The 25,599-nt window shown below is 67.5% G+C and carries 23 protein-coding genes; 6 read left to right on the forward strand and 17 right to left on the reverse strand.

Annotated features, from left to right (window positions below; translation table 11 throughout):
- Window positions 1-4: 4 nt before the first annotated feature.
- The 8 genes from aroB to K0H49_RS13155 form a co-directional block, all read right to left on the reverse strand.
- On the reverse strand, window positions 5-1,114 hold the full coding sequence (aroB, locus tag K0H49_RS13120) for a 3-dehydroquinate synthase (protein ID WP_219212725.1): 1,110 nt from the start codon (window positions 1,112-1,114) through the stop codon (window positions 5-7).
- Between the two features lie 53 nt (window positions 1,115-1,167).
- On the reverse strand, window positions 1,168-1,719 hold the full coding sequence (locus K0H49_RS13125; RefSeq protein ID WP_219212727.1) for a shikimate kinase: 552 nt from the start codon (window positions 1,717-1,719) through the stop codon (window positions 1,168-1,170).
- A gap of 76 nt (window positions 1,720-1,795) precedes the next feature.
- Complete coding sequence (locus K0H49_RS13130) at window positions 1,796-3,382, reverse strand: Ig-like domain-containing protein (protein WP_219212728.1); 1,587 nt, start codon at window positions 3,380-3,382, stop codon at window positions 1,796-1,798.
- Between the two features lie 25 nt (window positions 3,383-3,407).
- Complete coding sequence (gene pilQ, locus K0H49_RS13135; protein WP_219212730.1) at window positions 3,408-5,549, reverse strand: type IV pilus secretin PilQ; 2,142 nt, start codon at window positions 5,547-5,549, stop codon at window positions 3,408-3,410.
- Window positions 5,546-6,088, reverse strand: a complete 543-nt coding sequence (locus tag K0H49_RS13140; protein ID WP_219213307.1) for a pilus assembly protein PilP — start codon at window positions 6,086-6,088, stop codon at window positions 5,546-5,548. The genes pilQ and K0H49_RS13140 overlap by 4 nt, the downstream gene beginning before the upstream one ends.
- Entirely contained in the window at window positions 6,088-6,765 is a 678-nt protein-coding gene (locus K0H49_RS13145; protein WP_219212731.1) for a type 4a pilus biogenesis protein PilO, read from the reverse strand. The genes K0H49_RS13140 and K0H49_RS13145 overlap by 1 nt, the downstream gene beginning before the upstream one ends.
- 12 nt (window positions 6,766-6,777) lie before the next feature.
- A complete protein-coding gene (locus K0H49_RS13150) occupies window positions 6,778-7,407 on the reverse strand; it encodes a PilN domain-containing protein (RefSeq protein ID WP_219212734.1) in 630 nt (209 codons plus the stop codon).
- A complete protein-coding gene (locus K0H49_RS13155; protein WP_219212736.1) occupies window positions 7,404-8,483 on the reverse strand; it encodes a pilus assembly protein PilM in 1,080 nt (359 codons plus the stop codon). Before K0H49_RS13155 ends, K0H49_RS13150 begins: the two co-directional genes overlap by 4 nt.
- 241 nt (window positions 8,484-8,724) lie before the next feature.
- Between K0H49_RS13155 and K0H49_RS13160 the strand changes: the two genes are divergently transcribed.
- Window positions 8,725-11,121: a penicillin-binding protein 1A gene (locus tag K0H49_RS13160; RefSeq protein ID WP_219212738.1), complete on the forward strand. Its 2,397-nt coding sequence runs from the start codon at window positions 8,725-8,727 to the stop codon at window positions 11,119-11,121.
- A gap of 9 nt (window positions 11,122-11,130) precedes the next feature.
- Here the strand turns inward: K0H49_RS13160 and cyaY are convergent, their stop codons facing one another.
- Entirely contained in the window at window positions 11,131-11,460 is a 330-nt protein-coding gene (gene cyaY, locus K0H49_RS13165; protein ID WP_219212740.1) for an iron donor protein CyaY, read from the reverse strand.
- A gap of 36 nt (window positions 11,461-11,496) precedes the next feature.
- Here cyaY and lptM point away from each other — a divergent pair, with 36 nt between their 5' ends.
- Window positions 11,497-11,724, forward strand: coding sequence for an LPS translocon maturation chaperone LptM (lptM, locus tag K0H49_RS13170; RefSeq protein ID WP_374122343.1), 228 nt, complete (start codon window positions 11,497-11,499; stop codon window positions 11,722-11,724).
- Complete coding sequence (gene lysA / locus K0H49_RS13175; protein ID WP_219212744.1) at window positions 11,721-12,998, forward strand: diaminopimelate decarboxylase; 1,278 nt, start codon at window positions 11,721-11,723, stop codon at window positions 12,996-12,998. Before lptM ends, lysA begins: the two co-directional genes overlap by 4 nt.
- Here lysA and K0H49_RS13180 read toward each other — a convergent pair.
- From K0H49_RS13180 to K0H49_RS13200, 5 genes are all read right to left on the reverse strand, one after another.
- Complete coding sequence (locus tag K0H49_RS13180; protein ID WP_219212746.1) at window positions 12,995-13,657, reverse strand: sulfite oxidase heme-binding subunit YedZ; 663 nt, start codon at window positions 13,655-13,657, stop codon at window positions 12,995-12,997. The genes lysA and K0H49_RS13180 overlap by 4 nt on opposite strands.
- A 14-nt stretch (window positions 13,658-13,671) precedes the next feature.
- Window positions 13,672-14,670, reverse strand: coding sequence for a protein-methionine-sulfoxide reductase catalytic subunit MsrP (msrP, locus tag K0H49_RS13185; protein ID WP_219212748.1), 999 nt, complete (start codon window positions 14,668-14,670; stop codon window positions 13,672-13,674).
- An 85-nt stretch (window positions 14,671-14,755) separates the two neighbouring features.
- On the reverse strand, window positions 14,756-16,072 hold the full coding sequence (gene ccsB, locus K0H49_RS13190) for a c-type cytochrome biogenesis protein CcsB (protein WP_219212750.1): 1,317 nt from the start codon (window positions 16,070-16,072) through the stop codon (window positions 14,756-14,758).
- Window positions 16,069-18,207: a cytochrome c biogenesis protein ResB gene (locus K0H49_RS13195; protein WP_219212752.1), complete on the reverse strand. Its 2,139-nt coding sequence runs from the start codon at window positions 18,205-18,207 to the stop codon at window positions 16,069-16,071. The genes ccsB and K0H49_RS13195 overlap by 4 nt, the downstream gene beginning before the upstream one ends.
- Window positions 18,208-18,374: 167 nt before the next feature.
- Window positions 18,375-19,043 carry a c-type cytochrome gene (locus tag K0H49_RS13200; protein WP_219212754.1) on the reverse strand — a complete coding sequence of 223 codons (669 nt, stop codon included), beginning with the start codon at window positions 19,041-19,043 and terminating at the stop codon, window positions 18,375-18,377.
- A gap of 71 nt (window positions 19,044-19,114) precedes the next feature.
- Here K0H49_RS13200 and yihA point away from each other — a divergent pair, with 71 nt between their 5' ends.
- Window positions 19,115-19,798, forward strand: a complete 684-nt coding sequence (yihA, locus tag K0H49_RS13205) for a ribosome biogenesis GTP-binding protein YihA/YsxC (protein ID WP_219212757.1) — start codon at window positions 19,115-19,117, stop codon at window positions 19,796-19,798.
- 56 nt (window positions 19,799-19,854) lie between these two features.
- Window positions 19,855-20,766 carry an alpha/beta fold hydrolase gene (locus K0H49_RS13210; RefSeq protein ID WP_219212759.1) on the forward strand — a complete coding sequence of 304 codons (912 nt, stop codon included), beginning with the start codon at window positions 19,855-19,857 and terminating at the stop codon, window positions 20,764-20,766.
- Window positions 20,767-20,871: 105 nt separating this feature from the next.
- On the opposite strand, the gene K0H49_RS13215 is transcribed toward K0H49_RS13210, so the two are convergent.
- Together K0H49_RS13215 and K0H49_RS13220 are read right to left on the reverse strand one after the other, a co-directional pair.
- On the reverse strand, window positions 20,872-21,756 hold the full coding sequence (locus tag K0H49_RS13215; protein ID WP_219212761.1) for a lysophospholipid acyltransferase family protein: 885 nt from the start codon (window positions 21,754-21,756) through the stop codon (window positions 20,872-20,874).
- Window positions 21,753-22,631 carry a lysophospholipid acyltransferase family protein gene (locus K0H49_RS13220; protein ID WP_219212763.1) on the reverse strand — a complete coding sequence of 293 codons (879 nt, stop codon included), beginning with the start codon at window positions 22,629-22,631 and terminating at the stop codon, window positions 21,753-21,755. Before K0H49_RS13220 ends, K0H49_RS13215 begins: the two co-directional genes overlap by 4 nt.
- Window positions 22,632-22,839: 208 nt before the next feature.
- Between K0H49_RS13220 and metK the strand changes: the two genes are divergently transcribed.
- Window positions 22,840-24,024: a methionine adenosyltransferase gene (gene metK / locus K0H49_RS13225; RefSeq protein ID WP_219212764.1), complete on the forward strand. Its 1,185-nt coding sequence runs from the start codon at window positions 22,840-22,842 to the stop codon at window positions 24,022-24,024.
- 3 nt (window positions 24,025-24,027) lie between these two features.
- Here the strand turns inward: metK and K0H49_RS13230 are convergent, their stop codons facing one another.
- The gene (locus K0H49_RS13230; protein WP_219212766.1) at window positions 24,028-25,452 is read right to left on the reverse strand and encodes a sensor histidine kinase; all 1,425 of its coding nucleotides are present in this window, start codon (window positions 25,450-25,452) and stop codon (window positions 24,028-24,030) included.
- Between the last annotated feature and the right edge of the window lie 147 nt (window positions 25,453-25,599).

Here is a 25,599-nt window from a genome sequence, read left to right on the forward strand (position 1 = left end):
TCCCTCAGGCGGCGCCGCAGTGCGCGAGCACGTCGCGCACCAGCGCGTCGGGCGCCGGCCGCATCACGGCCGAGCCGGGCTTGTCGATGACCACGAAGCGGATCTCGCCGGCCTCGGATTTCTTGTCGACGCGCATCAGTTCCAGGTAGCGATCGGCGCCGAGTTTCGGCGCGACGGTGGGCAGGCCGGCGCGTTCGACCAGCGCCGTCAGCCGTTGCACGAAGGCCGCGTCGACGCCGCCCAGGCGCTGCGAGAGCTGCGCCGCCATCACCATGCCGCAGCCCACGGCCTCGCCGTGCAGCCACGCGCCGTAGCCCAGGCCCGACTCGATCGCGTGGCCGAAGGTATGGCCGAAGTTGAGGATGGCGCGCAGGCCGGTCTCGCGCTCGTCCTGCCCCACCACCTCGGCCTTGATCTCGCAGCTGCGCCGCACCGCATGCGCGAGCGCCGCCGGGTCTCGGGCCATCAGCGCGTCGATGTTGGCCTCGATCCAGTCGAAGAAGGCCATGTCGTAGATCGGGCCGTACTTGATGACTTCCGCCAGGCCTGCGCTCAGTTCGCGCACCGGCAGCGTGGCCAGCGTGGCCAGGTCGCACAGCACCAGTTGCGGCTGGTAGAAGGCGCCGATCATGTTCTTGCCCAGCGGATGGTTGATGGCCGTCTTGCCACCGACCGAGGAATCGACCTGCGCGAGCAGCGTGGTCGGCACCTGCACGAAGGGCACGCCGCGCATGTAGCTGGCGGCCGCAAAGCCGGTCATGTCGCCGACCACGCCGCCGCCGAGCGCGAACAGCACGGTCTTGCGGTCGCTGCCATGCTGCAGCAGGGCATCGAAGATCAGGTTGAGCGTGGTCCAGTCCTTGTGCGCCTCGCCGTCGGGCAGCTCGAGCACGTGGATGGTGCGGAAGCGCCCGGCCAGCGTCTTCCGGAGCGTTTCGGCATAGAGCGGGCTCACCGTGGTGTTGGTGACGATCAGCGCGCTGGATGCCGCCGGCACCGCGTCGAACTGCGACGGGTCGCCGAGCAGGTCGGCGCCGATCAGGATGGGGTAGCTGCGGTCGCCGAGGCGGATGTCGACGCGCTGGGGCAAGGCGATGGGTTCAGGCTGGGGCATGGCCGCAAGTTTAGGCGCTGCGGCGCCCTGCCCGACCCGGACTGGCTTGTCGATCAGGCGATCGGTTCGCCGTCGTTCGCGGGCGGTGGCGTCACGAGGCCCGACAGCTCGAGCTGCATCACGATGGTGTTGACCAACGTGGCGACCGAGGGCCGCCCGGTGTCGACGATGCTGTGCGCGGTCTCGCAGTAGAGCGGATCGCGCTGATCGTGAAGCTCGCGCAACCGCGCCAGCGGATCGGCCACCTGCAGCAGCGGCCGCTTGGTGTCGTGGCGCAGTCGCTTGAGCAGGTCTTCGGGCGAGGAGCGCAGGTAAATCACATGGAAGTGGTCGTGCAGCGCCCGCCGGTTCGCCTCGCGCAGCACGGCGCCACCGCCGGTGGCCACCACGCCCTGCGCCGACACCGCCAGTTCGGCCAGCACCTGCTGCTCGACGTCGCGGAAGGCGGCCTCGCCTTCGCGCTCGAAATAGTCGCGGATGGAGCAGCCGAGGCGCTGCTCGATCACATGGTCGCTGTCGACGAAATGGTGCCCCAGGCGCTCACCCAGGCGCCGCCCCACTGCGGATTTGCCCGCGCCGGGTAGTCCGACGAGTGCAATGTTCATACCGATCCACTCCCGAGTCTGAATGACAAAACCGCCGGCATGCCGGCGGTTTTGATTGTGAGGCCGTGGCCGCGGGTCAGGGTTTCGGGTAGGTCACGGTCAGTCTGCGGGGTTGCGTGAAGCTGTCGTTGGTGAACCTGATGTCCACCGAAGTGCTGCCCCGATTGAGTCCGGCACCACATGCCTCCGAACCGACGATTCCAGAAACATCGATGCTGAAATCTACGATCGTGCGGGCAGGCGGCCTCACCAACTGGTCCAGGATCGTCGTATCGCTCAGCAATTTGACCGTCAATTTGTCATTGATCGACGACAGTGCAACACCCGTATTGGCGGGAGCGGGAAACGCCGCCGGCGTGCCGGCATACAAGGTGAATGTCGTCGGCTCGCAACTAACGAGGTCGAGTTTCTTCACTGCCGGTACCACGTTCCCCAATCCATCCAACACAGTGGGACCCTTGAACAGATCGACGAGCGTCAAATCCGACATGATGAAGTCAAGTTGCTTGCCAATGGACGTACCGTCGCCTAGAAGGGTTGAGGCGATCACCGTGGCAAATTTCCCGTCTTCTGGACGGGGATCCTGGACCAGGTAGTCCACGCTGCACCCACCGCCCAAGGTCGTGCAACCGCCACGCGACGATGAACCCACTGCGCCATAGTTCGCGGTAAAGACAACAGGAACGCCGTCCGAGACGGGATTGCCATTGGCGTCGACGATCCGAACCGAAATCTTCGTCGAGTCACCGGTCTTGAGCGCGTTCAGGTTGTACTTTCCCGCACTCATGTCGAAGCCTCTCTGAGTCGCCAGGCCCGTGGTCACCGTCAACTGGTCGGATGGCGAGGTGATCGACTTTCCAGTCACCGTGGCCCGCACCACTACCGCCGTGGCGATGGCACCCGACGAAACCGTCGTGACAACCACGCCTTCGGCGTCGCTCGTGGCTGTCGGAACGTTCAAGGTCACGGCATTGGCCGGCGTGACGCTGAAGGTCACCGCAGTCCCCTTGACCGGCGCGTTGTTCTTGTCGACCACACGGAAGCGCAAGGTCGCCGACTCGGAGCGCCCATTACCGCCCGAACCCTTAATGACGATTGAGCGGTCCGCCGGATTCACATCCAGGAAGTTGAGCGCATTCGCCAACAACTGAGGATCCTGCACGCCTGTCGAAGGCGCGCTCGAGATCGCAATCGCCTTCTGTCCACTGGTCGCCGCTCCAGCCACGTCCGCCGTGGCAGTCAGCATCGTCGCGCCGGTACTGGAAGTGGACGTCGCACGCACCTCCACCACGGCCGTGCCGGCATCGTCGGTCAACGCCGTCTTGGCGGCGGGAGAGAAGGTCAACAGCCCCGCGCCGGTCTCGCTGAAAGTAACGATGGCGCCCTTCACGACGGCACCCTTGGCATCCTTGAGCACAGCCTTGACCTGCGCGATCTCCGCGCTGGAAATGGACGTCGTCGATGTACCGCTGCCACTCAGAACATCAAGCGTCAGCGTGCTCTGCGCCACCACCGGCGTCTCGGTCGTGGGCGGGGTTGTCGTGCCACCATTACCACCACCCGATCCCGAACCACTCGGCACCGTCGGACTACCGCCGCCTCCACCGCACGCGGCCAAGGTCGCCGCCATGAGGATCCCCAGCAGTATCTTCTTGCAAGTCATTCATTCGTCCTTAAGAAAAGCGGCTTCAGCGCGCTGCGTTGCGGTCAGTGATCATCTTGGGCGTGATGAAGACCAACATCTCGGTCTTGTTGAAAGTCCGGTCACGCGTGCGGAACAGCGTGCCCAGATAAGGCAGTTCGCCCAGCAGCGGGATGCGCGATTCGTTGTTGTTCTCGGTCATCTCGAAGATGCCGCCGATGACCACCGTGCCGCCGTTCTCCACCAGCACTTCGGTCTGCACGTGCTTGGTGTTGATCGCGAAACCGGCCGTCGTGGCCTGGCCGACCGTGTCCTTGTTGACGTCCAGCGTCAGGATGATGTTGCCCTCGGGCGTGATCTGCGGCGTGACCTCGAGCTTGAGGTTGGCCTTGCGGAACGCGATCGACGTGGCACCGCTGGAAGTCGCCACCTGGTAGGGCAATTCGGTGCCCTGCTCGATCAGGGCCTTGGTCTGGTCGGCCGTGACGACGCGCGGGCTGGACACCACCTTGCCCTTGCCGTCGGCTTCGAGCGCGGAGATCTCCAGGTTGAGCAGTCGAGAGAAGCTCGAATTGAACAGCGACACCGCGAAGGTGCCCGGCGCGTTGCCGTTGCCGGCCACGCCGGTGGACGGCAGGTTCACGAAGTTCGAATTCGTGAAGGTCGTGGTGGCGCTGGGCTGGTTGGTGAAGCTGCCGCCGACGACCGGGTTCGAGGTCACCACCGGCATCGCGCCAACGGTGCTGCGCGTGTTGATGATGCCGCCGCCCAGGCGCACGCCCAGCGACTTGCCGAAGGTGTCCGAGGCCTCGACGATGCGCGCTTCGATCAGCACCTGCCGCACCGGAACGTCCAGCTTCTGAATCAGTTCGGCCACCTGCAACAGGCGCGAGGGCACGTCGGAGACGAAGATCTGGTTGGTGCGCGACTCGGCGATCACGCTGCCGCGGGCGCTCAGCAGGCGCGAGGTGCTGTTGCCGCCACCGCCGCCGCCCGACGACGCCCCGGTGCCGGTCAGGCCCTGCGCAATGATCAGGGCCTTGGTGTAGTTGAGCTGGAACGACTGGGTGCGCAGGGGCTCGAGGGTTTCGATGGCCGCCTTGGCCTCGAACTCCATCTTTTCCTTGGCATTGATCTCGTCCTTGGGCGCAATCCACAGCACGCTGCCGTTCTTGCGCATGCCCAGGTTCTTGGCCTGCATGATGATGTCGAGTGCCTGGTCCCAGGGCACGTCCTTCAAGCGCAGCGTGAGCGCGCCGGTCACCGAATCCGAGGTGACGATGTTGAAGTTGGTGAAGTCGGCGATCACCTGCAGCAGCGAGCGGATCTCGATGTTCTGGAAGTTCAGCGACAGCTTCTCGCCGCTGTAACCCACGCCCTGCGTGAGCTTGGTCGGGTCGACCTTGCGCGGGCGCACCTCGACCACGAACTGGTTTTCGCTCTGGTAGGCGCTGTGCTCCCAGTCGCCGCTGGGCTCGATGGTCATGCGCACGCGGTCGCCGACCTGCTGAGTGGTGATCAGCTGCACGGGGGTGCCGAAATCGGCCACATCGAGACGGCGGCGCAAGCCTTCGGGCAGCGTCGACTTGGTGAACTCGACCACCAGGTTCTTGCCCTGCTGGCGGATGTCGACGCCCACCTGGTTGTTGGCCAGGTCGACGATCACGCGGCCGGTGCGATCGGACGCCAGGCGGAAGTCGACGTCGCGCAGCGGCAGGGTGTCGCGGTTGCGGTTTTCCGCGAACGAGGCCGAACTGGAGGCCGAGGTCACCAGCGCGGCGCCGGCCACCGGTTCCAGGGACACCAGCAGCGACTTGCCCTGGACCTCGGTCTTGTAGGCCGTCGCCTGCTTGAGGTTCAGCACCAGCCGTGTGCGCTCACCCGCCTGCACCACGTTGATCGAGCGAAGGTTGCCCTGATTCACTTCGACGGCCGAACGGCCGATGCCGTTGGTCACGCCCGGGAAATCGAGCGCGATGCGCGCCGGCGTCTGGATCGCGAAACCCGCAGGCACCGCACTCAGAGGCTGCGTCAGGTCGATGCGGACCACTTCGGCGCCCGACTGCATCGACGTGGTCACCGACTCGATCGCGTTCTGCGCGTGCGCCGCGACCACGGCGCTCAGCGTGGCAAGGGAGAGGCCCGCAGCGCGAAGCCACCGTGCCATCGTTGATTTCTGCTGACTCATTTCGACCTCTCTTGCAATTCCAACGTCGCCACGCGCTCGATCCACTCACCGGCGGCGTCCTGCACGATTTCCCGCAAGGCCAGTTCGGTTTCACCGATACGGGTCACGCGCCCGTAATTCAGTCCCAGGTAGTTGCCCACGCGCACCTGGTACAGCAGCTTGTCGACCATCACCAGCGCCACCGGCTGGCCACCGCGGTTCATGCTGCCGACCATGGCCATCGAGTCCAGCGGCATGGCTTCGAGCGCTTCCTTGCGCCGTGCCAGCTCGGGCCCGATCAGCCCCGAACTGCTGGGCTGCGCGGAGTCGCGCCGCAGGGCCTGCGTGAGCTTCTGGCTGTTGAAGGGGTCGAGGGTCGTGCCCTCGGTGTAGGCCTGGGGCGTGAACTTCTTCGGCTCGCTGATGGGCGGTACCGCGGGCCGCACCTTGGCCCGCTCCTCGACCATCCACTGCTGCAGGTCGTCCTGCTCCGAACCCCAGCAACCGCTCAGCAGCAGCGCCGCGGCGCACAGTCCAAGGGCTTTCAGGAGGGTGGTCATCATTTCTTCTTCGCTCCCGCCGCCGCGGCACGGCGCTGACCGGCCTGCTCCTCGTCGTCGAGGTAGCGGTAGGTGCGGGCCGTGGCGTCCATCGTCAGGGCGCCGTCTTTCTGCGGCGTGATGGACAGGTCGTTGAGCGTCACGATGCGCGAGAGGTTGGCCACGTCGGCCACGAAGGCGCCCATGTCGTCGTAGCGCCCGGTCACGCGCAGCGCGATCGGCAGCTCGGCGTAGTAATCCTTGACCGCCACCTGGCCCGGGCGGAACAGCTCGAACTGCAGGCTGCGGCCCAGGCCGGCCTGGTTGATGTCGGACAGCAAGGCATCCATCTCGGCCTTGCTGGGCAATTGCTTCTCGAGCAGGGTCACGTACTGCTGCACCTGTTCGCGCTGCTTCTTGAGCAGATCGAGGTTGGCGGCCTGCGCGACCTTCTTCTGGTAGTCGGCCTTGAGCGTGACCTCGGTGGCGCGCTCCGCCTCCAGCTCGTCGTTGGCGTTGGTCAGCCAGACGAACCACAGCGCCACCAGCACCAGCGCGGTCACGGCGACGCACAGCGCGTAGCGCGGTGCGGCCGGCCAGACGGACGGATCGTTCGGGTTCAGGCCACGGAACTGCTCGCCGAAGCGACGCAGGGACGCGGCGACGTCGACATTGGAGGCGAATCGTTTGCTTGCCATATCGGTCCCTGCCTAACCTTTGACCGCCGGAGTGGCGGCACCGGCCGCGCCGGCCGCGCCGGCCGCCGGCTTCGGCACATCGGTCGGGCGCTTGAGGCCGATGCGCATGGTGAAGTTCGCCACGCGGCGCTGGTCGCGCGGGTTCAAGGTCACGGTGCCGGCCGTGATCTCGATCAGCTCGGGCTTGACCAGCCAGGGACTGCCGCTGCCCAGGTTGCGCAGCAGTTCGGACACGCGCTCGTTCGATTGCGCCATGCCCTGCAGCGTGACCGTCCGGTCGGTCTGCTTCATGCTGGCCAGGTACACGCCGTCGGGCAACTGCCGTACCAGTTCGTTGAGCAGGTGCACCGGCATGTTGCGATCGCCCTGCAGGTCTTCGACGGCCTGCTGGCGCGCCTTGAGGGCCGTGATCTCGGCCTGCAGCGTCGAGATCTCCTTGATCTCGGACTCGAGCTTCTTGATCTCGGCCTGGAGGTAGCTGTTCTTCGACTGCTGGGTCGAGATCTGTGCCTGGTACCAGACGTAGGCCGCGCCCGCGATCAATCCTCCCAGCAGGGCCGCGGCGCCCAGCGTCACATAGAAGCTCTCGCGGCGACGCTTGCGGGCCGCCTCGCGATGCGGCAACAGGTTGATCAGGATCACTGCAGGAACCTCCGCATGGCCAGGCCACAGGACGTCAGGTACGACGGTGCCTCACGGCGCACCTTCTTTTCCCGGATGCCCGAACCCATTTCCATGCCATCGAAGGGGTTCACGAGGGTGCAGGCAAAGGAGGTCTGCCGGGTCACGGCACTGGTCAGGCCCGGCAGCGCCGCCGAGCCGCCGGCCAGCAGCACGTAGTCGACACGGTTGTGCGGCGTGCTGGTGAAGAAGAATTGAAGCGCCCGCGCGATTTCCTGGGCGATGCTGGCCACGAAGGGCTTGAGCACGCCCGAGTTGTAGTCTTCGGGCAGGTCGCCGCTGCGTTTCTTGCTTTCCGCCTCTTCGGCCGAAAAGCCGTACTGGCGCACGATCAGCTGGGTCAGCTGGGCACCGCCGAAGGCCTGGTCGCGGTCGTACAGCACCTCCTGGTTGCGCAGCACCTGCATGCTGGTGGTGAAGGCGCCGACCTCGAACAGGGCGACGACCGCATCGCGGCCCTGGCCGGGCAATTGTTCGATCAGCCGCGAAGTCGCGAGCCGCGACGCATAGGACTCGACGTCGAGGATCACGGCCTTGAGTCCGGCCGCCTCGGCCAGGCCCTGGCGGTCCTGCACCTTTTCCTTGCGCGATGCGGCGATCAGCACCTCGACATCTTCTGCGGCGCCGGCACTGCGGCCGACCACGCAGAAGTCCAGGCTCACTTCGTCCAGGGAGAAAGGAATGTACTGATTGGCCTCGGACTCGACCTGTAGCTCGAGTTCCTGCTCGCTCATGCCGCCGGGCAGCACGATCTTCTTGGTGATCACGGCCGAAGGCGGCAGCGCCAGCGCGACGTTGCGGGTCCGGGTGCCGCTCTTGCGCACCACGCGGCGCACGGCCTCGGCCACCTCGTCGAACTTCTCGACGTTGCCGTCGCTGATCCAGCCCCGTTCCAGCGGTTCGATCGCGCACCGCTCGAGCACCAGCTTGCCGCTCGCGTCACGGCCCAGCTCGACCAGCTTGACGCTGGACGAACTAACATCCAACCCGACCAACGGTGCGGGCTGACGGCGAAACAACGATCCCAGTGCAGTCAAGTTCGATCCCATCCGTTTGTAACGATTGGAAATATTTACGTATGGTTGCATGCTAGCAGCAAGAAGTGGGCGCTACCAAGGCGCCCCGCCGAGGATCGGCGCGAGCGTTGTCAAAAGTTGACGCCCACGTAGTCTTCTGCAACTTACGTGACGACACCCCGGTATTTGGTCGTACGAGACCTTTGCTGACGACCCTTTTCCGGGCCATTTTTTATAATGCGCGGTGACTCCGCCCTCCTCCATGCCCCAATCTCCCCGCCCCGAGAAGCGCGCCAAGCCCGCCTCGACCCGGCCTTTCTGGCTGAAGTGGCTGCTGCGCCTGCTGTTCTGGAGCGGCGGCATCGTGCTGGCCGGCGCCGTGTCGCTGGCCTGCGTGATCGCCGTTGCACTGGCGGTCGCCTATCCCAACCTGCCTGATATCTCCGAGCTGGCCGACTACCGCCCCAAGCTGCCGCTGCGGGTGTTCTCGTCCGAAGGCACCCTGATCGGCGAATTTGGCGAGGAACGGCGCAACCTCACGCCGATCGCCACGATTCCCAAGGTCATGAAGGACGCCGTGCTGGCGGCCGAAGACGCGCGCTTCTATGACCATGGCGGCGTCGACTACAAGGGCCTGGTGCGTGCCGGCCTGGCCAACGTGAACCGGGCGAAGAGCCAGGGCGCCTCCACCATCACCATGCAGGTGGCGCGCAACGTCTACCTGAGCTCCGAGAAGACGCTGACCCGCAAGATCTACGAGGTGCTGCTGACCTTCAAGCTCGAGCACCTGCTGAGCAAGGACCAGATCTTCGAGATCTACCTGAACCAGATCTACCTGGGCAACCGCGCCTACGGCTTCGCAGCCGCCTCCGAGGCCTATTTCGGCAAGCCGCTGCAGGACATCTCGATCGCCCAGGCCGCGATGCTGGCGGGCCTGCCCAAGGCACCGGGCGCCAACAACCCGGTGAACAACCCGACGCGCGCCCGCGGTCGCCAGCTCTATGTGATCGACCGCATGCGCGACGCCGGTTTCATCACCGCCGAGCAGGCCGTCGAAGCCAAGAAGGAAGAACTGCACCTGCGCGACGCGGCCGACCCGAACCGGCTGCATGCCGAGTACGTGGCCGAAACCGTGCGCCAGCTGATGTACAGCCAGTACGGCGACAGCACCTACACCCGCGGCCTCAAGGTCTACACCTCGCTGGTGGCGGCCGACCAGGCGGCCGCGTACAAGGCGTTGCGCAAGGGCATCATGGATTACGAGCGCCGCCAGATCTACCGCGGCCCCGAGAAGTTCATCGACCTGCCGACCGACCCGAAGGAACTCGACGAGGCCGTCGACGACGCGCTGGCCGAACATCCCGACAACGGCGACGTGATGGCGGCCGTGGTGCTCAAGGCCAGCCCCAAGGAGATCACCGCGGTGCGCGCCAACGGCGACGTGCTGCAGATCACCGGCGACGGCCTCAAGCCCGCGCAGTCGGGCCTGTCCGACAAGGCGCCCCCCAACATCAAGGTCCGCCGCGGCGCGGTGATCCGGGTCGCGCGCACGCCCAAGAACACCTTCGAGATCACCCAGCTGCCCGAGGTCGAGGGTGCCTTCGTCGCCATGGACCCGCGCGACGGCGCCATCAAGGCCATGGTGGGCGGCTTCGACTTCGGCAAGAACAAGTTCAACCACGTGACCCAGGCCTGGCGCCAGCCGGGCTCGAGCTTCAAGCCCTTCATCTACTCGGCCGCGCTGGAAAAGGGCTTCTCGCCCTCGACCGTGATCAACGACGCCCCGCTGTTCTTCGACGCCGGCACCACCGGCGGCCAGCCCTGGGAGCCCAAGAACTACGACGGCGGCTTCGAGGGCCCGATGTCGATGCGGCGCGCGCTCATGAAGTCCAAGAACATGGTGTCGATCCGCATCCTGCAATCGATCGGCACACGCTACGGCCAGGAATGGATCGGCAATTTCGGCTTCGAACGCGAAAAGCATCCGGCCTACCTGCCGATGGCGCTGGGCGCCGGCTCGGTCACGCCGATGCAGATGGCGACCGCCTACTCGGTGTTCGCCAACGGCGGCTACCGCGTCAATCCCTACCTGATCACCCGCGTCACCGACCACAAGGACCGGGTGCTGGTCGAGACGCAACCGCCGATGCTCAACGAGACGATGCGCGCGATCCCGCAACGCAACGCCTTCATCATGGACAGCCTGCTCCAGTCGGTGGCCAGCGGCGGCACGGCCGCCAGGGCCCAGGCCACGCTCAAGCGGACCGACATCTACGGCAAGACCGGCACCACCAACGATTCGCTCGACGCCTGGTTCGCCGGCTTCCAGCCGACCATGACCGCGGTCGCGTGGATGGGCTACGACACCCCGCGCAAGCTGGGCGACCGCGAGACCGGCGGCGGCCTGAGCCTGCCGATCTGGATCAGCTTCATGGAAACCGCGCTCAAGGGCGTGCCCGTGGCCGAGCTGACGCCGCCCGCGAGCGGCGTGGTCAACGTCGGCGGCGAGTGGTACTACGACGATTACGGCCCGGGCCGCGGCGTGTCCAGCCTGGGTGTGGACGCCACGGCGACCTCCGCGGAGGCGACCGGTGGCCCGATCGGCGCGCCGCCCGCGCCCGAGGAGCGCAACCGCATCCTCGACCTGTTCAGGAACTGAGGCGCGGGCTCAGGCGGCGAACAGCAAGGGCTGTCCCGCCTGCAGCGAGGCTTCGCGCGACAGGTTGCCGAAGAATTCCTCGCCGGTCTTGGTATCGCGCCACGCCGTGCCATCGTGCCGATAGTGGTAGCCGCCGGAGCGCGCCGCCAGCCAGATTTCCTGCAGCGGCTTCTGCAGGTTGATGATCAACTGGCTGCCATTCGGGAAGACCAGCGTGATCATGCCCCCCACGCGCTGGTTGTCGATGTCGGCCTCGGTGGCGTCGTTGATGCGGTCGCAGGACTGCTCGATCGCAGCCAGTGCGGCTTCCGCACGATCCATGTACTCGGGGTCGGTCATTACAATTTCACCATGTTGAACGTCCGCCAAATTCTAGTGAGCGCCATTGGCCTCTGTGCGCTCGGGGTCGGCTTGTCCGGCTGCGGGCTCAAGGGCCCGCTCTATCTGCCCACCGATCCGGCCGCTGCCCAGCGCGCCACCTTGCCCGAGCTGCTCACGCCGTCGATCGGCAAGCCCGCCGCCGATGCCGATGCCGATGCCGATGCCGGCGCGGCACCGGCGCCCGCGCCTGCCGCCAGTGCCCCCGTCGGAGCCCCGCGATGAGCGCCTCGACCGCCCTCCCCGGCCACCCGCACATCGCCCAGCGCGACGGCGCGCTGCACGTCGAGGCCCTGCCCCTGGCAGCGCTGGCCCGCGAACACGGCACGCCGCTGTTCGTCTACTCCAAGCAATGGATGCTCGACGCACTGGCCGCCTACCAGCGCGGCTTCGAGGGCCGCAACGCCCTCGTCTGCTACGCGATGAAGGCCAACTCCTCGCTGGGCGTGCTGCGCGTGTTCGCCGAGGCCGGCTGCGGCTTCGACATCGTCTCGGGCGGCGAGCTCGCGCGCGTGCTGGCCGCGGGCGCCGATCCGGCCAAGGTGATCTTCTCGGGCGTGGGCAAGACCCGCGACGAGATGCGCCAGGCGCTGGCCGCGGGCATCGCCTGCTTCAACGTCGAGAGCGAGGCCGAACTCGAGGTGCTCAACGCGGTGGCGCTGGAACAAGGCCAGCGTGCGCGCATCAGCATCCGCATCAACCCCAACGTCGATCCCAAGACCCACCCTTACATCTCGACCGGGCTAAAGGGCAACAAGTTCGGCGTGGCACACGATCGCGCGCTGGCCACCTATCGCCATGCGGCGGCGCTGCCGGGCCTCGAGGTGGTCGGCATCGACTGCCACATCGGCTCGCAGATCACCGAAGCCTCACCCTACCTCGATGCGCTCGAGCGCGTGCTCGACCTGGTGGTGCTGATCGAGCAGGCGGGCATCCCGCTGCACCACCTGGACTTCGGCGGCGGCCTGGGCATCGACTACAACCACGACACGCCGCCGGCCGCGGATGTGCTCTGGAAGCAGCTGCTGGCGCGGCTCGATGCGCGCGGCTTCGGCCAGCGCAAGCTGGTGGTGGAACCCGGCCGCTCGCTGGTGGGCAATGCCGGCGTCTGCGTGACCGAGGTGCTCTACCTCAAGCCCGGCGAGGACAAGAACTTCTGCATCGTCGACGCGGCCATGAACGACCTGCCGCGCCCGGCCATGTACCAGGCCTTCCACCGGATCGTGCCGCTGGCCGCGCGCGACGCCGCCGAAGCCACGACCTACGACGTGGTCGGCCCGGTCTGCGAGAGCGGCGACTGGATCGGCCGTGACCGCGAACTGAACGTGGCCCAGGGCGACCTGCTGGCCGTGCTGTCGGCGGGCGCGTACTGCATGTCGATGGCCAGCAACTACAACACCCGCGGCCGGGCCGCCGAGGTGCTGGTGGCGGGTGACCGCGCCACGCTGATCCGCCGGCGCGAGAGCGTCGAGGACCAGTTGCGCAGCGAGCTCGGCTAGGACTTGGTCGGCTGCACGCGCGCCACGGCCGGCGCGCGGGCCGCTGCCGGCTTCTGCTTCTGCTTCTGGCGCACGAAGTGCCAGACCCGCCAGGCCAGCAGCGCGGCCACGATGCCCGCGTAGACGAACACTTCGGCGAAGTTGTTCTTGCCCGCGCGCATCCAGAAGAAGTGCAGCAGGCCCAGGCCGGCGATCAGATAGACCAGCTTGTGCAGCCGCTGCCAGCGCTTCGCGCCCAGCGCCTTGATCGCCCGGTTGAAGGAGGTCGCGGCCAGCGGCGTCAGCAGCACGAAGGCGGCGAAGCCCACCAGGATGAAGGGCCGCTTGGCGATGTCGCGCGCGATGTCGCCGACTTCAAAACCCATGTCGAACCAGCTGTAGCTCAGCAGGTGCACCGCCACGTAGAAGTACGCGAACAGGCCCAGCATGCGCCGGTAGCGCGCCAGGCCGGTGAGCTTGAGGCTCACGCGCAGCGGCGTCACGGCCAGCACGATGCACAGGAAGCGCAGCGTCCAGTCGCCGGTCGAGCGGATCAGGTATTCGGCCGGGTTCGCGCCCAGCCCGTCGGTGACGGCCCCGAACACCAGCCAGGCGAAGGGCAGCAGGCACAGCAGGAACACCAGCGGCTTGGCCGCCTTGTGCAGCAGGAGCTTGTTCATCGCGGGCCCGGGCGTCAGTAGAACTTCTTGAGGTCCATCCCGGCGTAGAGCTGGCCGACCTGGGCTTCGTAGCCGTTGAACATCTCGGTCTTGCGCCGCTTGGCGAACAGGCCGCCGCCGTCGCCGATGCGGCGCTCGGTGGCCTGGCTCCAGCGCGGATGGTCGACGTTGGGGTTCACGTTGGAATAGAAGCCGTACTCGTTGGCGGCCGACTTGTTCCAGGCGGTGCTCGGCTCCTTCTCGACGAAGCGGATCTTGACGATCGACTTGGCCGACTTGAAGCCGTACTTCCAGGGCACCACGATGCGCACCGGCGCGCCGTTCTGGTTGGGCAGCACCTCGCCGTACATGCCGAAGGTCAGCAGCGTCAGCGGATGCATGGCCTCGTCCATGCGCAGGCCCTCGGCATAGGGCCAGTCGAGCACGCGCGAGCCCACGAAGGGCATGGTCTTGGGGTCGGCCAGCGTCACGAACTCGACGTACTTGGCATTGCTCTGCGGCTCGACCTTCTTGATCAGCTCGGCCAGCGAGTAGCCGACCCAGGGAATGACCATCGACCAGCCCTCGACGCAGCGCAGGCGGTAGATGCGCTCTTCCTGCGCGCTGAGCTTGATCAGGTCCTCGATGCCGTACTTGCCCGGCTTCTTGACCAGGCCCTCGATCTCGACGGTCCAGGGGCGGGTCTTGAGCGTGCCGGCGTTCTTCACCGGGTCGCCCTTGTCGGTGCCGAACTCGTAGAAGTTGTTGTAACTCGACGCGTCCTTGTAGTCGGTGAGCTTCTCCATCGACTGCGCCCCCGGCACCGCCGACTTGCCGCCCTTGAGCGCCGCCAGCTTGCCCGGCGCCACGGTCTGCGCCATCGCGTCGCGCGCGGCCCAGCCTGCGAGCGCTGCGCCAGCGGCGCCGCCGGCCATCAGCTTGAGCAGGTCGCGCCGGCCTTCGTAGGCGCTGCGCGAGGTGATCTCGCTGGAGGCCGGGTGGGTGAAGCCGTTGTCACGGGAACGAATCAGCATGGCTCGCCTTTCGATGGCAGGTGGATCTCACCCTCAACTTCGTTGCAGGGCACCGAAAGGTTACGCGCTTGCCGCGCGTTCGGTTTCAGAGCGTGCCGTAACTGTGCAATCCGCTGAGGAACATGTTCACGCCCAGGAAGGCGAAAGTGGTCACGGCCAGGCCGCCGAGCGCCCACCAGGCCGCCACGGTGCCGCGCAGGCCCTTGACCAGCCGCATGTGCAGCCAGGCCGCATAGTTGAGCCAGACGATCAGCGCCCAGGTCTCCTTCGGGTCCCAGCTCCAGTAGCCGCCCCAGGCGTCGGCCGCCCACAGCGCGCCCAGCACGGTGGCGATGGTGAAGAAGGCGAAGCCGACGGTGATCGACTTGTACATCACGTCGTCGAGCACGTCGTTGGCCGGCAGCCGTGCCGCGATGCGCTTGCGGCCGAGCAGGATGCCCGCGGCGATCAGCGCCGAGATGCCCGCATAGACCACCCAGTAGCTGCCGCCGGCTTCCTGCACGCGCTGGCGGAAGGCCACCGGCACGAAGCACAGCGCCATGCCGAACAGCCAGATCGGCGTGAGCTTGTACCAGCGCTTCTCGTCGGCCTGCTCCTTGATCAGGTAGGCGAAGGCCACCATGGCCGCGAGCGCGAAAGTGCCGTAACCGATGAAGTTGGCCGGCACGTGCAGCTTCATCCACCAGCTTTGCAGCGCCGGCACCAGCGGCTGGATCTCGTGCGCTTCGCGCACCAGCGTGTACCAGAGCAGGAAGCCGACCGCGGCGCTGACCACCAGCATCACGAAGGCGCCCATGGCACGGGTGCGGTAGACCGATTCGAAGTACAGGTAGAAGGCCGCGGTGAGCCAGCTGAACAGCACGAAGACCTCGTAGAGGTTGCTCACCGGGATGTGGCCGATGTCCGGGCCCAGCTGGTGGCTTTCGTACCAGCGCACCATGGTGCCGATCAGTGCCATCGTGATCGCGGCCCAGGCCACGCGCGAGCCGATCAGCTCCATGGCATCGCCCTGCTTGCCGCCGAACAGCCCCAGCCAGTAGAAGATCGTGCTCATGAAGAACAGCACGCTCATCCAGAGGATGGCCGACTGGCTCGACAGGAAATACTTGAGCCAGAACACCGTGTCGGCGCGTGCCAGGTCGCCCTGGTAGGAGGTGATGGCCAGCACGGTCGCCGCGGCGACGCCGACCGCCAGCAACTGCAGCGGGCGCCAGAACCAGCCGAGCCAGATCATGGCCGGCACGGTCGCGACCAGGATGGACTTCTCGTAGATGTCCATCGATCCCGCATAGCGCGAGAAGGCGAACAGCGCGCCGGCCGCGACGATCGCGGCAAACACCCAGTCGAGGAGGTTGCGGCGCGCGAGCCAGCTGTCGTTGAGGGTCAGTGTCGTGGTGGTCATGGCGCCGGTTCTTTCTGGAGGGCGAGCAACTTGTCTTTGAGATTGTCGAATTCGCGGTCGCTGTCGATGGTGCGGCGATTGACCGAGAAGGCCATGGTCGCATGGCTTCCGCCCGCGGTGTCGGCAGGCACGAGCCAGACCCACAGCCGACGCTCGCGCACGTAGAGCATGGCAAAGATGCCGACGATCAGGAACAGGCAGCCCAGGTACACGATGCTCTTGCCGGGGGCGCGGGCCACCTGGAACACGCTGGCCTGCACCTGCTTGAAGTCGGTCATCATCATCGCGACCGGTGCCGGGTAGAAATGCGCGTCGCTGATGGCCAGCACTGCCTGCGTGAGGAAGGCCTGCGACTTGTCGTCGCCCGGCAGCGCCGCCAGGCCCGCCGATTCGCGGCTCAGGTTGAGCACCTCGAACAGCACCTCGTTGAGGATGCGCACCAGCACCGCGCCGGCGCGTGCGCGCTCGGCCTCGGGCACGTTGAATTCCATGAACTCGGCGATCGCCTGCCAGCCGCCCTTGCTGGTGGCATCGGCCTTCACCCGCTCGGTGCCGGCGAACAGCGCCAGCGCGCGCGTGGCCGAGGCCCGCAGCTGCTCGGCCAGCTCGGGCCGCGCCGGGTCGGTGGCGCGCGCGATGTAGCGCTCCACCGCGCGGGCACGCACCGCGTCGTCGTCGAGCGCGGCACGCATGCGCTGGAAGCCGTCCATCGAGCCATTCTCGTCGGCCGGCACGCGCAGGTAGCGGAACGGGTCTTCGGGCTTCTCGCGCATGCCCAGCAGGAACACCGGCTGGCCGTCGCCGGTGTCGACCGGCACCATGTAGTTCTGGTACTCGCGGGCCTGGCCCGCGGCGTCGCGCAGCTTGTAGCCGATGCTCGGGCCGATGTTGCGCAGCACCTTGGGCTTGTTGACCTTGTTGGCCGCGCCCAGGCGCGATTCCAGGCTGTGCTGCAGGTCGACCTTGCGCACGTCGGCACCGCTGGTCATGGCGCCGCCGTGCTCGTCGGCGAAGTTCTCGACGTTGATCACGCGCAGCGCCACGTACTCGAGCGTGAGCTTGTCGCTGCCGTTGGTGATTTCCGAACTGCTGCCGATCGTGCCTTCGAGCTCGAAGGGCTTGGCCGCGGCCGACATCGGCACCGCCTTGAGCTTCACGGTGGAGCCGCCGTCGTCGAAGCTCGACTGGTAGATCTCCACGCCCTTGTAGCTGGCCGGGTGGTTCACCTCGATGCGCGCGGGCACCTGCTCGCCGGTCTCGCGGTCGTGCAGCACCACCTCGCTGGCGAACAGCTTGGGCATGCCGGTGGAGTAGTAGTCGACGATGAACTTCTTGAGCTCGATCGAGAAGGGCAGGTCCTGCAGCAGCACGCCGTCGGCCTGGTTGAGGATCGCCACGCTCGAGCGGCCGCCCTCGGGCACCAGGATGTTGCCGCGGAAGGTCGGGTTCGAGGGCGACAGCCGGTGCTCGGGCGCCACGTCGGCGATCATGCCGCCGCCGGTGAACACGCTCTTGCCGTTGAACCAGGTCTGGGCACGCACCACCAGGTCGCCATCGAGCAGGCCGCCGATGCAGATCAGCACGATCGCGCCGTGCGCCGCGATGTAGCCCAGCTTGTGGGCACCGCCCGCGCGCGCCGCCACCATCCAGCCCGCGCCTTCGCGGTGCTGCAGCTTGACCTTCCAGCCGCCGCCCGACAGCAGCGTGCCGATGCGCTGCGCGGCGGCTTCGGGCAGCTCGCCCAGCGTGGTCGCGGCGCGCTGGCCGAAGGCCCGCAGGCTCTGCGCCCGGATGTCTTCCTTGAAGGTCTTGAGGTCCTTGAGAATGTGCGGCGTGTTGCGCGCGATGCACAGCGAGGTGCTGATCACCAGGAACAGCAGGATCAGCAGGAACCACCAGGCGCTGTAGATCGCGTCGAGGCGCGCGGCGCGGAACAGCGCGGCCCAGAACGGGCCGAACTGGTTGATGTAGTTGCCCAGGGGCTCGTGCTGCTTGAGCACGGTGCCGATGATCGATGCGATGCAGATGACCGTGAGCAGCGCGATCGCGAAGCGCATCGACGAGAACAGCTCCACCGTCGCGCGGACCGCTTGCGGGCCGCGACGGACGCGAAGGCCGTGGGTGGAAACTGACATGGAGAGAAGACTTCGGGACGCTGGGCTGAGAAAGCAAAAAGGCGGGCCATCCTGCTGGATCGGCCCGCCTTGTTGGATTGATTATTGGCGGTTAGTTCATCACGGTCCCGGCCGCCGCGGCGCCTGCAGGAAGCGGCGCGAAAAGACGGCGCGGGCCTGAGGCGCGATTAACGCAGGCCGGCAATGTAGTCGGACACCGCCTTGATTTCACGGTCGTTGAGCTTGGCGGCCACACCGGTCATGGGCGCGCTGTTGGCACGCGCGCCGTCGCGGAAGGCCACGAGCTGGGCAGTGGTGTAGTCGGCATGCTGGCCACCCAGGCGCGGGTACTGCGCGGGCAGGCCGGCACCGGTGGGGCTGTGGCAGCTGGCGCAGGCCGGGATCATGCGGTCGGCGATGCCGCCGCGGTAGATCTTCTCGCCCAGTGCGACCAAGTCCTTTTCCTTGGCGAAGCCGGGCTTGACGGTCTTCGAGCCGACGAACCAGGCGATGTTGCGCATGTCCTCGTCCGACAGGGCCGAGGCATAGGGCTTCATGATCGCGCTCTTGCGCTTGCCGGACTTGAATTCCTGCAGCTGCTTGAGGATGTATTCGGGATGCTGCTGCGCCAGCTTCGGGTTGGCCGCGATGGCCGAGTTGCCGTCCGCGTTGTGGCACGACGCGCAGCTCTGGCTGTTGGCCGGCGTCGCATTGAAGATTGTGTCGCCCTTGGCCGGGTCGGGCTTGGCCGGCTTGGCGGCTGCAGCGGGTGCGGCCGCAGGCTCGTCGGCTGCGAAAGCAGCGCTGGTGGCGGCGCCCATGAGGGCTGCAAGCAGGAAATGGGCAAACAACTTCATATCGGGGGGCTCGATTTATTGGCGCAAAACCCCGCGATTCTACAATGGTGCTCCGTTACCAAGGCTTCCTCATGACCACCCCCGCGCCTTCACCGGCCCCCGCTACGCCCAACGCGGCGATTGCACCCGACCGGATCCGCACGGCCATGGGCTGGATGCACACCGCCCATTTCCTCACCAGTGCCCCTCAGTTGGAGCATCTGCCGGCCTTCGATCTGCCCGAAATCGCCTTCGTCGGGCGCTCGAACGCGGGCAAGTCGACCGCGATCAACACCCTGACGCAACAGCACCGGCTGGCCTTCGCCTCGAAGACCCCGGGTCGCACCCAGCACATCAACCTGTTCGGCGTGGGCAAGCAGAAGGTCGACGACGCCGTGCTGGCCGACCTGCCCGGCTACGGCTATGCCGCGGTGCCGCGCGAGGCCAAGCTGCGCTGGCAGCGCGTGATGGGCAACTACCTCATGACGCGCGAGAACCTGCGCGGCGTGGTGCTGATGTGCGACCCGCGCCACGGCCTGACCGAGCTCGACGAGATCCTGCTCGACGTGATCCGCCCGCGCGTCGAGGCGGGCCTCAAGTTCCTGGTGCTGCTGACCAAGTCCGACAAGCTGACCCGCGCCGAGGGTGCCAAGGCACTGTCGATCGTGCGACTGCAGGCCGGCGGCGGCGAGGTCAAACTGTTCTCGGCGCTGAAGAAGCAAGGCGTCGACGAAGCCGCCGAACTCCTCTGGCGCTGGGCTCACCCCGAGTCCTGACCCCCGGCGGCGCCGGTCGGCTCGTGCCCCCCACACCACCGACCGGAGACCGCCCGATGATCGAGACCTTCCAGCGCACCCTGCCCAACGGCATCACGCTCAGTTGCCGCGCCAGCGGCGCACCGGGCCGGCCCTTGATGCTGTTCCTGCACGGCTTCCCCGAAGGCGCGTTCATCTGGGACGCACTGCTCGAACACTTCTCGCAGCCCGAACACGGCGGTTACCGCTGCGTCGCGCCCAACCTGCGCGGCTTCGAGCAGTCGAGCGCGCCGCCAGCCGTCGAGGACTACCGACCGCACCTGCTGGTGCAGGACGTGCGCCAGCTGGCCACCACCGAAAGCGCCGATGGCGTGATCGACACGCTGGTTGCGCACGACTGGGGGGGCGCCTTCGGCTGGGGCTTCGCCAACGCCTTTCCGGCGCAGGTCCGGCGGCTGGTGATCCTCAACTCACCGCACCCGGGCACCTTCGCACGCGAGCTGCGCGACAACCCGGTGCAGCAGCAGGCCAGCGCCTACATGAACTTCCTGGCGCGACCCGACGCCCCCGCGCTGCTGGCGGCCGACGACTACCGCCGCATGTGGCCCTTCTTCACGCTCATGGGTGCGGGCAGCGACGGCTTCGGCTGGCTCACCGACAGCGTGAAGGACCAGTACCGCGCGCTCTGGGATGCGGGGCTGCGCGGCGCCTGCAATCTCTACGCCGTGACGCCGCTCAAGCCGGCCATGCCGGGCCAGGACGCGCCGCCGATCCCGCAGCTGCCGCGCGAACGCCTGACCATCGAGGCGCCCACGCTGGTGCTCTGGGCGCTCGACGACAGCGCGCTGCTGCCCGGCCTGCTCGACGGACTGGAAGACTACGTGCCGAAGCTCAAGCTGGTGAAGGTGCCGGGCGCGACGCACTGGATCGTGCACGAGCAGCCGCAGCGCGTGGCGGCCGAGATCGAGGCTTTCCAGCGCGGCACCTGAGTTCTTCGCGGGACACCGCGGAACAGGTTTTGCCGGGCCGCGGGAGTCGCCCCCGGACGGGGGAAGGCAAAGCGACACGCAGTGCGCGAAGCCCTCGGGGGCGAGTCAATACACCGGTGGCGCGCCCTCGGGCCGCGTCTTGAAGCGCCGGTGCACCCAGTAGTACTGCGAGGGCATCGCGTCGATGTAGCCCTGCAGCCGGGTGTTCATCAGCGCCGTGTCGGCCACCGCATCGTCGCTCGGGAAGTTCTGCCACGCCGCCAGCACCTCGATGTCGTAGCCCGAGGCCGTGAGCCGCGACACCACCGGCACCACCTTGGCCTTGCCCAGCCGCGCGAAGCGCGAGAGCGAAGGCAAGGTGGCCGCGGGCACGCCGTAGAAGGGCACGAACACCGACTGCTCGCGGCCGAAATCCATGTCCGGCAGCAGGTACAGCAGGCCGTTCTTGCGCAGGCCCGCGACGATCGGCTTGATGCCCTCGGTGCGGTTGAGCGTGATCACGTTGCCGAAGCGCTGCCGTCCCTCGCGGATCCAGGCGTCGACCAGCGGGTCGCGCTGCGTGGTGTAGATGGTGGTCGAGGGTCGCGCCGTGTGCATGGTGAGCGCGGTCGCGGCCGCGTCGAGGCCGTAGAAATGCGGCGCGAACAGGATCATGGGCGCGCTGCCGTGCGCGATCTCGTCGATCTCGGCCGAGGAACCGACCACGCGCAGCCGGCTCGCGACCACGGCCTCGGGCGCGTGCCAGAGCCAGCTGCGGTCGAGCCAGGACTGGGCGACGAAGACGAAGGTCTCGCGGGCGATGGCGTCGCGCTCGGCCTTGGACTTCTGCGGCAGGCACAGCGCGAGGTTGGTCTGGACCACATGGCGGCGCGACACCGCGACGACGTACAACACGCGGCCCAGCACCTTGCCGAAGCCGCGCACCAGCGGCAAGGGCAGGCGCGCCAGCGTGCGCATGAAGCCGATGCCGAGTCGGGACGAGAGGCTCATGTGGCCGCCTTCTGCGCCGGCTCGCCCTTGGGCTGCTTGAAGCGCGCGTAGTCCCAGACGTACTGGCCCGGCAGTTGCCGGATCAGGCGTTCGATGCCCTGGTTCATCGCGGCGGCCGCGGCCTCGGGCGTGGCTTGGGGGTCGCTCATGGCGGTGCCCTCGAAGGGTTCGAAGCGGATCACGAAACGCCCGCCCCGGGGCAGCCGTTCGCACACGCAGAGGAACACGTGCGCGCCGGTCTGCTGCGCCAGGCGCGGCAACAAGGTCATGGTGTAGGCCGGCCGACCCAGGAACGGCGCCCACACGCCCTGCCCCAGCGGCGGCACCTGGTCGGGCAGGATGCCGGTGTAGCCGCCATTGCGCAGCGTGCGCATCAGTCCGCGCACGCCGGCCACGCTGGTGGGCAGGGTCTGCAGGCCGGCGCGGTCGCGCGAGCCCTTCATGAGCTCGGCCATCCATGCCTTGCGCGGCGGCCGGAACAAGGCGGTGAGCGGGCCGTGCACGGCCAGGAAGCGCTCGGCGATCGCCTGGCCGCAGAGCTCCCAGCTGCCGATGTGCGGCGTGACCAGGATCAGGCCCTTGCGTTCGGCCAGCGCGGCTTCGAAGACCTCGGCGCCGTCCCAGCGCGCGATGCGCGGCAGCACGCTGGCGCCCTGCGGACGGGCCCACAGCCAGGGCAGTTCGGCGGCCATGGCCCCCGCCGCACCGATGGCGGGACGGTATTGGGCGGGCGTGAAACCGGCCGCTTCGGCGTTCTCGCGGAAGCGGCGCCGGTAGTCGGGCGCGGCCCACCACACCAGCCAGCCGAAGCACGCGCCAAGCCGATGCATCCATGGCAGGGGCAGGTGGGCGAGCAGACGGAACAGGAGAAGCATCGAGGCGTCAAGGGTGGGAAAGGAGGGCTCGAGCAAGCGGCGCAGCGCTCGCATAGAATCCAAATTGTCGCTGAGTTATGGAACTACTTGCAGGGCGACATGCACAAGCGCCAGGCGATTGTGCCCGTGCCGATCCGGCACTCTGCTAAAGCGTTCGCCGAAGCTCCCCAGCTGGCAACGCGCCAACTGACCAGACGGAGTTTTATCAATGGCGAACGATTTCCTCTTCACTTCCGAGTCCGTTTCCGAAGGCCACCCCGACAAGGTCGCCGACCAGATCTCGGATGCGATCCTCGACGCGATCTTCGAGCAGGACCCGCGCAGCCGCGTGGCCGCCGAGACGCTGACCAACACCGGCCTGGTGGTGCTCGCGGGCGAGATCACGACCAACGCGCACGTCGACTACATCCAGGTCGCGCGCGACACCATCAAGCGCATCGGCTACGACAACACCGAGTACGGCATCGACTACAAGGGCTGCGCGGTGATGGTCTGCTACGACAAGCAGTCCAACGACATCGCCCAGGGCGTGGACCATGCGAGCGACGACCACCTGAACACCGGCGCCGGCGACCAGGGCCTGATGTTCGGCTACGCCTGCGACGAGACGCCCGAGCTGATGCCCGCGCCGATCTACTACGCGCACCGCCTGGTCGAGCGCCAGGCCCAGCTGCGCAAGGACGGCCGCCTGCCCTTCCTGCGCCCGGACGCCAAGAGCCAGGTCACGATGCGCTACGTCGACGGCAAGCCGCACAGCATCGACACCGTGGTGCTCTCGACCCAGCACCACCCCGACCAGAGCGAAACCTCGACCAAGATGAAGGCCTCGTTCAACGAAGCCATCATCGAGGAGATCATCAAGCCCGTGCTGCCCAAGGAATGGCTGCAGAACACGCGCTACCTGATCAACCCCACCGGCCGTTTCGTCATCGGCGGTCCGCAGGGCGACTGCGGCCTGACCGGCCGCAAGATCATCGTCGACACCTACGGCGGCGCCTGCCCGCACGGCGGCGGCGCGTTCTCGGGCAAGGACCCGTCGAAGGTCGACCGCTCGGCCGCCTACGCCGCGCGCTACGTGGCCAAGAACATCGTGGCTGCGGGCATCGCGCGCCAGTGCCAGATCCAGGTCGCCTACGCGATCGGCGTGGCCGAGCCGATGAACATCACGGTCTATACCGAAGGCACCGGCCTGATCCCCGACGAGCAGATCGCCGCCCTGGTGCGCGAACACTTCGACCTGCGGCCCAAGGGCATCATCCAGATGCTCGACCTGCTGCGCCCGATCTACCAGAAGACCGCCGCCTACGGCCACTTCGGCCGCGAGGAGCCCGAGTTCACCTGGGAAGCGACCAACCAGGCTGCGGCCCTGCGCGCCGCCGCCGGCCTGAAGTAAGGCCTACACGCCTTGCGTCGGCGCGGCCGGCGCAAGGCGCACCGTGACCAGCAAGCCGCTCGCCTCGCGCGGGTTGGCTGACAGGTTCACGTCCGCGTCGAAGGCCCGCGCGATCTCGCGCACGATGGCCAGTCCCAGGCCCGTGCCCTCGCTGTCCTGGGCCACGCGGTAGAAGCGCTCGAACACCCGTTCCCGCACCTCGGGCGCAATGCCCGGGCCGTTGTCTTCGACGGTCAGTTCGGCCCTTCCCTGCCCCTGCCGCACCCCCACCGTCACGCGACCGCCCTGCTGCGTATAGCGCAGCGCGTTGTCCAGCAGGTTGCTCACCAGCGCATCGAGCAGCGCCGGCTGCGCCATCACGATCACCGGCTGCGCGGCTTCCAGGCCCAGGTCGATGCCGCGCCGGTCGGCCAGCGCAGCCAGCTGCTCCACGCAGCGCAGCGCGGCGGCGCTCAGGTCGACCCGCTCGAAACCGGTGTGCGCGTCACCATGCTCGGCCTGCGCCAGCAGCAGCAGCTTGTTGGTCACGTCGACCAGCCGGCGGTTGCTGGTCTGCATCGCCTGCCACATCGCATCCATGTCGGCCCGGCGCGTGTCCCATTCGCCGCGGTGCTGGCGCGTGTAGCGCGCGAACTCGATCTGCGAGGCCTGCAGGGCCAGCGGTGTGCGCAGCTGGTGCGCCGCATCGGCGATGAAGCGGCGCTGTGCCTCGGAGTGCGCCTTGAGCTGGCCCACGAAACGGTTGATGGTGTCGGCCACCGGCCGCAACTCGCTGTGCAGCGCAGCCGGGTCCACCACCAGGTCGAGGTGCAGCGGATCACGCTGCGCCAGCTGCTGGCTCAGCCGCACGATCGGCCGCAGCTCCAGCGTCAGCGCCGCCACGGCCAGCGCGATGGCCAGCAGCAGGGCGACCAGCAGGTACTCCATGGTCGGCCACCACAGGGTGCGCAGCATGTGATTGCGGCTGCCCTCGGTCTTGCCCACGGCGATGGTGATGTCGCGCGCGCCGCCGACCTCGAACATCGCACGCGTGGTGACCACGGCGCGCAGCGGCAGGCCGGCGAACTGCGCGTCGTACCACTGCGCGCGGTCGATGCCCTCGGGCTTGCGCACCGCGGGCAGCGGGAAGTCGGCCGAACCGGCCAGCACCTCGCCATTGGCGCCGGTCACGCTGAGGAACACACGGTCGCGCTCGGGCGAGACGAACAGGCTCAGCGCCGAGGGCGGCACGCTGGCCTGCACGTCGTCGCCCTCCCAGATCAGCCGGTCCGACAGCACCTTGGCCGAGGACAGCAGGTCGTGGTCCTGCACATAGTCGGCCACCTCGGCCGCGTTGCGCCAGCTGAGCCAGCCGCAGATCGCGACGAAGACCGACAGGGGCAGCAGCAGCCAGAGGGCGAGTCGGAGGCGAAGGCTGGCGCGTTTCATGTCGAGCGGCTCCGTCCGGGACGCGTGCACAGGCCGCCGGCCAACGACCGCGTACCTCGATCTCGTCGATGGGGTGCCTTGCGCAGCGACATAAAGGAGGAGGCCGCAGACCGGGGGACAGTCGCAGAGCAAGGTACCCCGTCGGCG

This window comes from Variovorax boronicumulans, from assembly GCF_019352895.1.
GTDB classification, from domain to species: domain Bacteria; phylum Pseudomonadota; class Gammaproteobacteria; order Burkholderiales; family Burkholderiaceae_C; genus Variovorax; species Variovorax boronicumulans_A.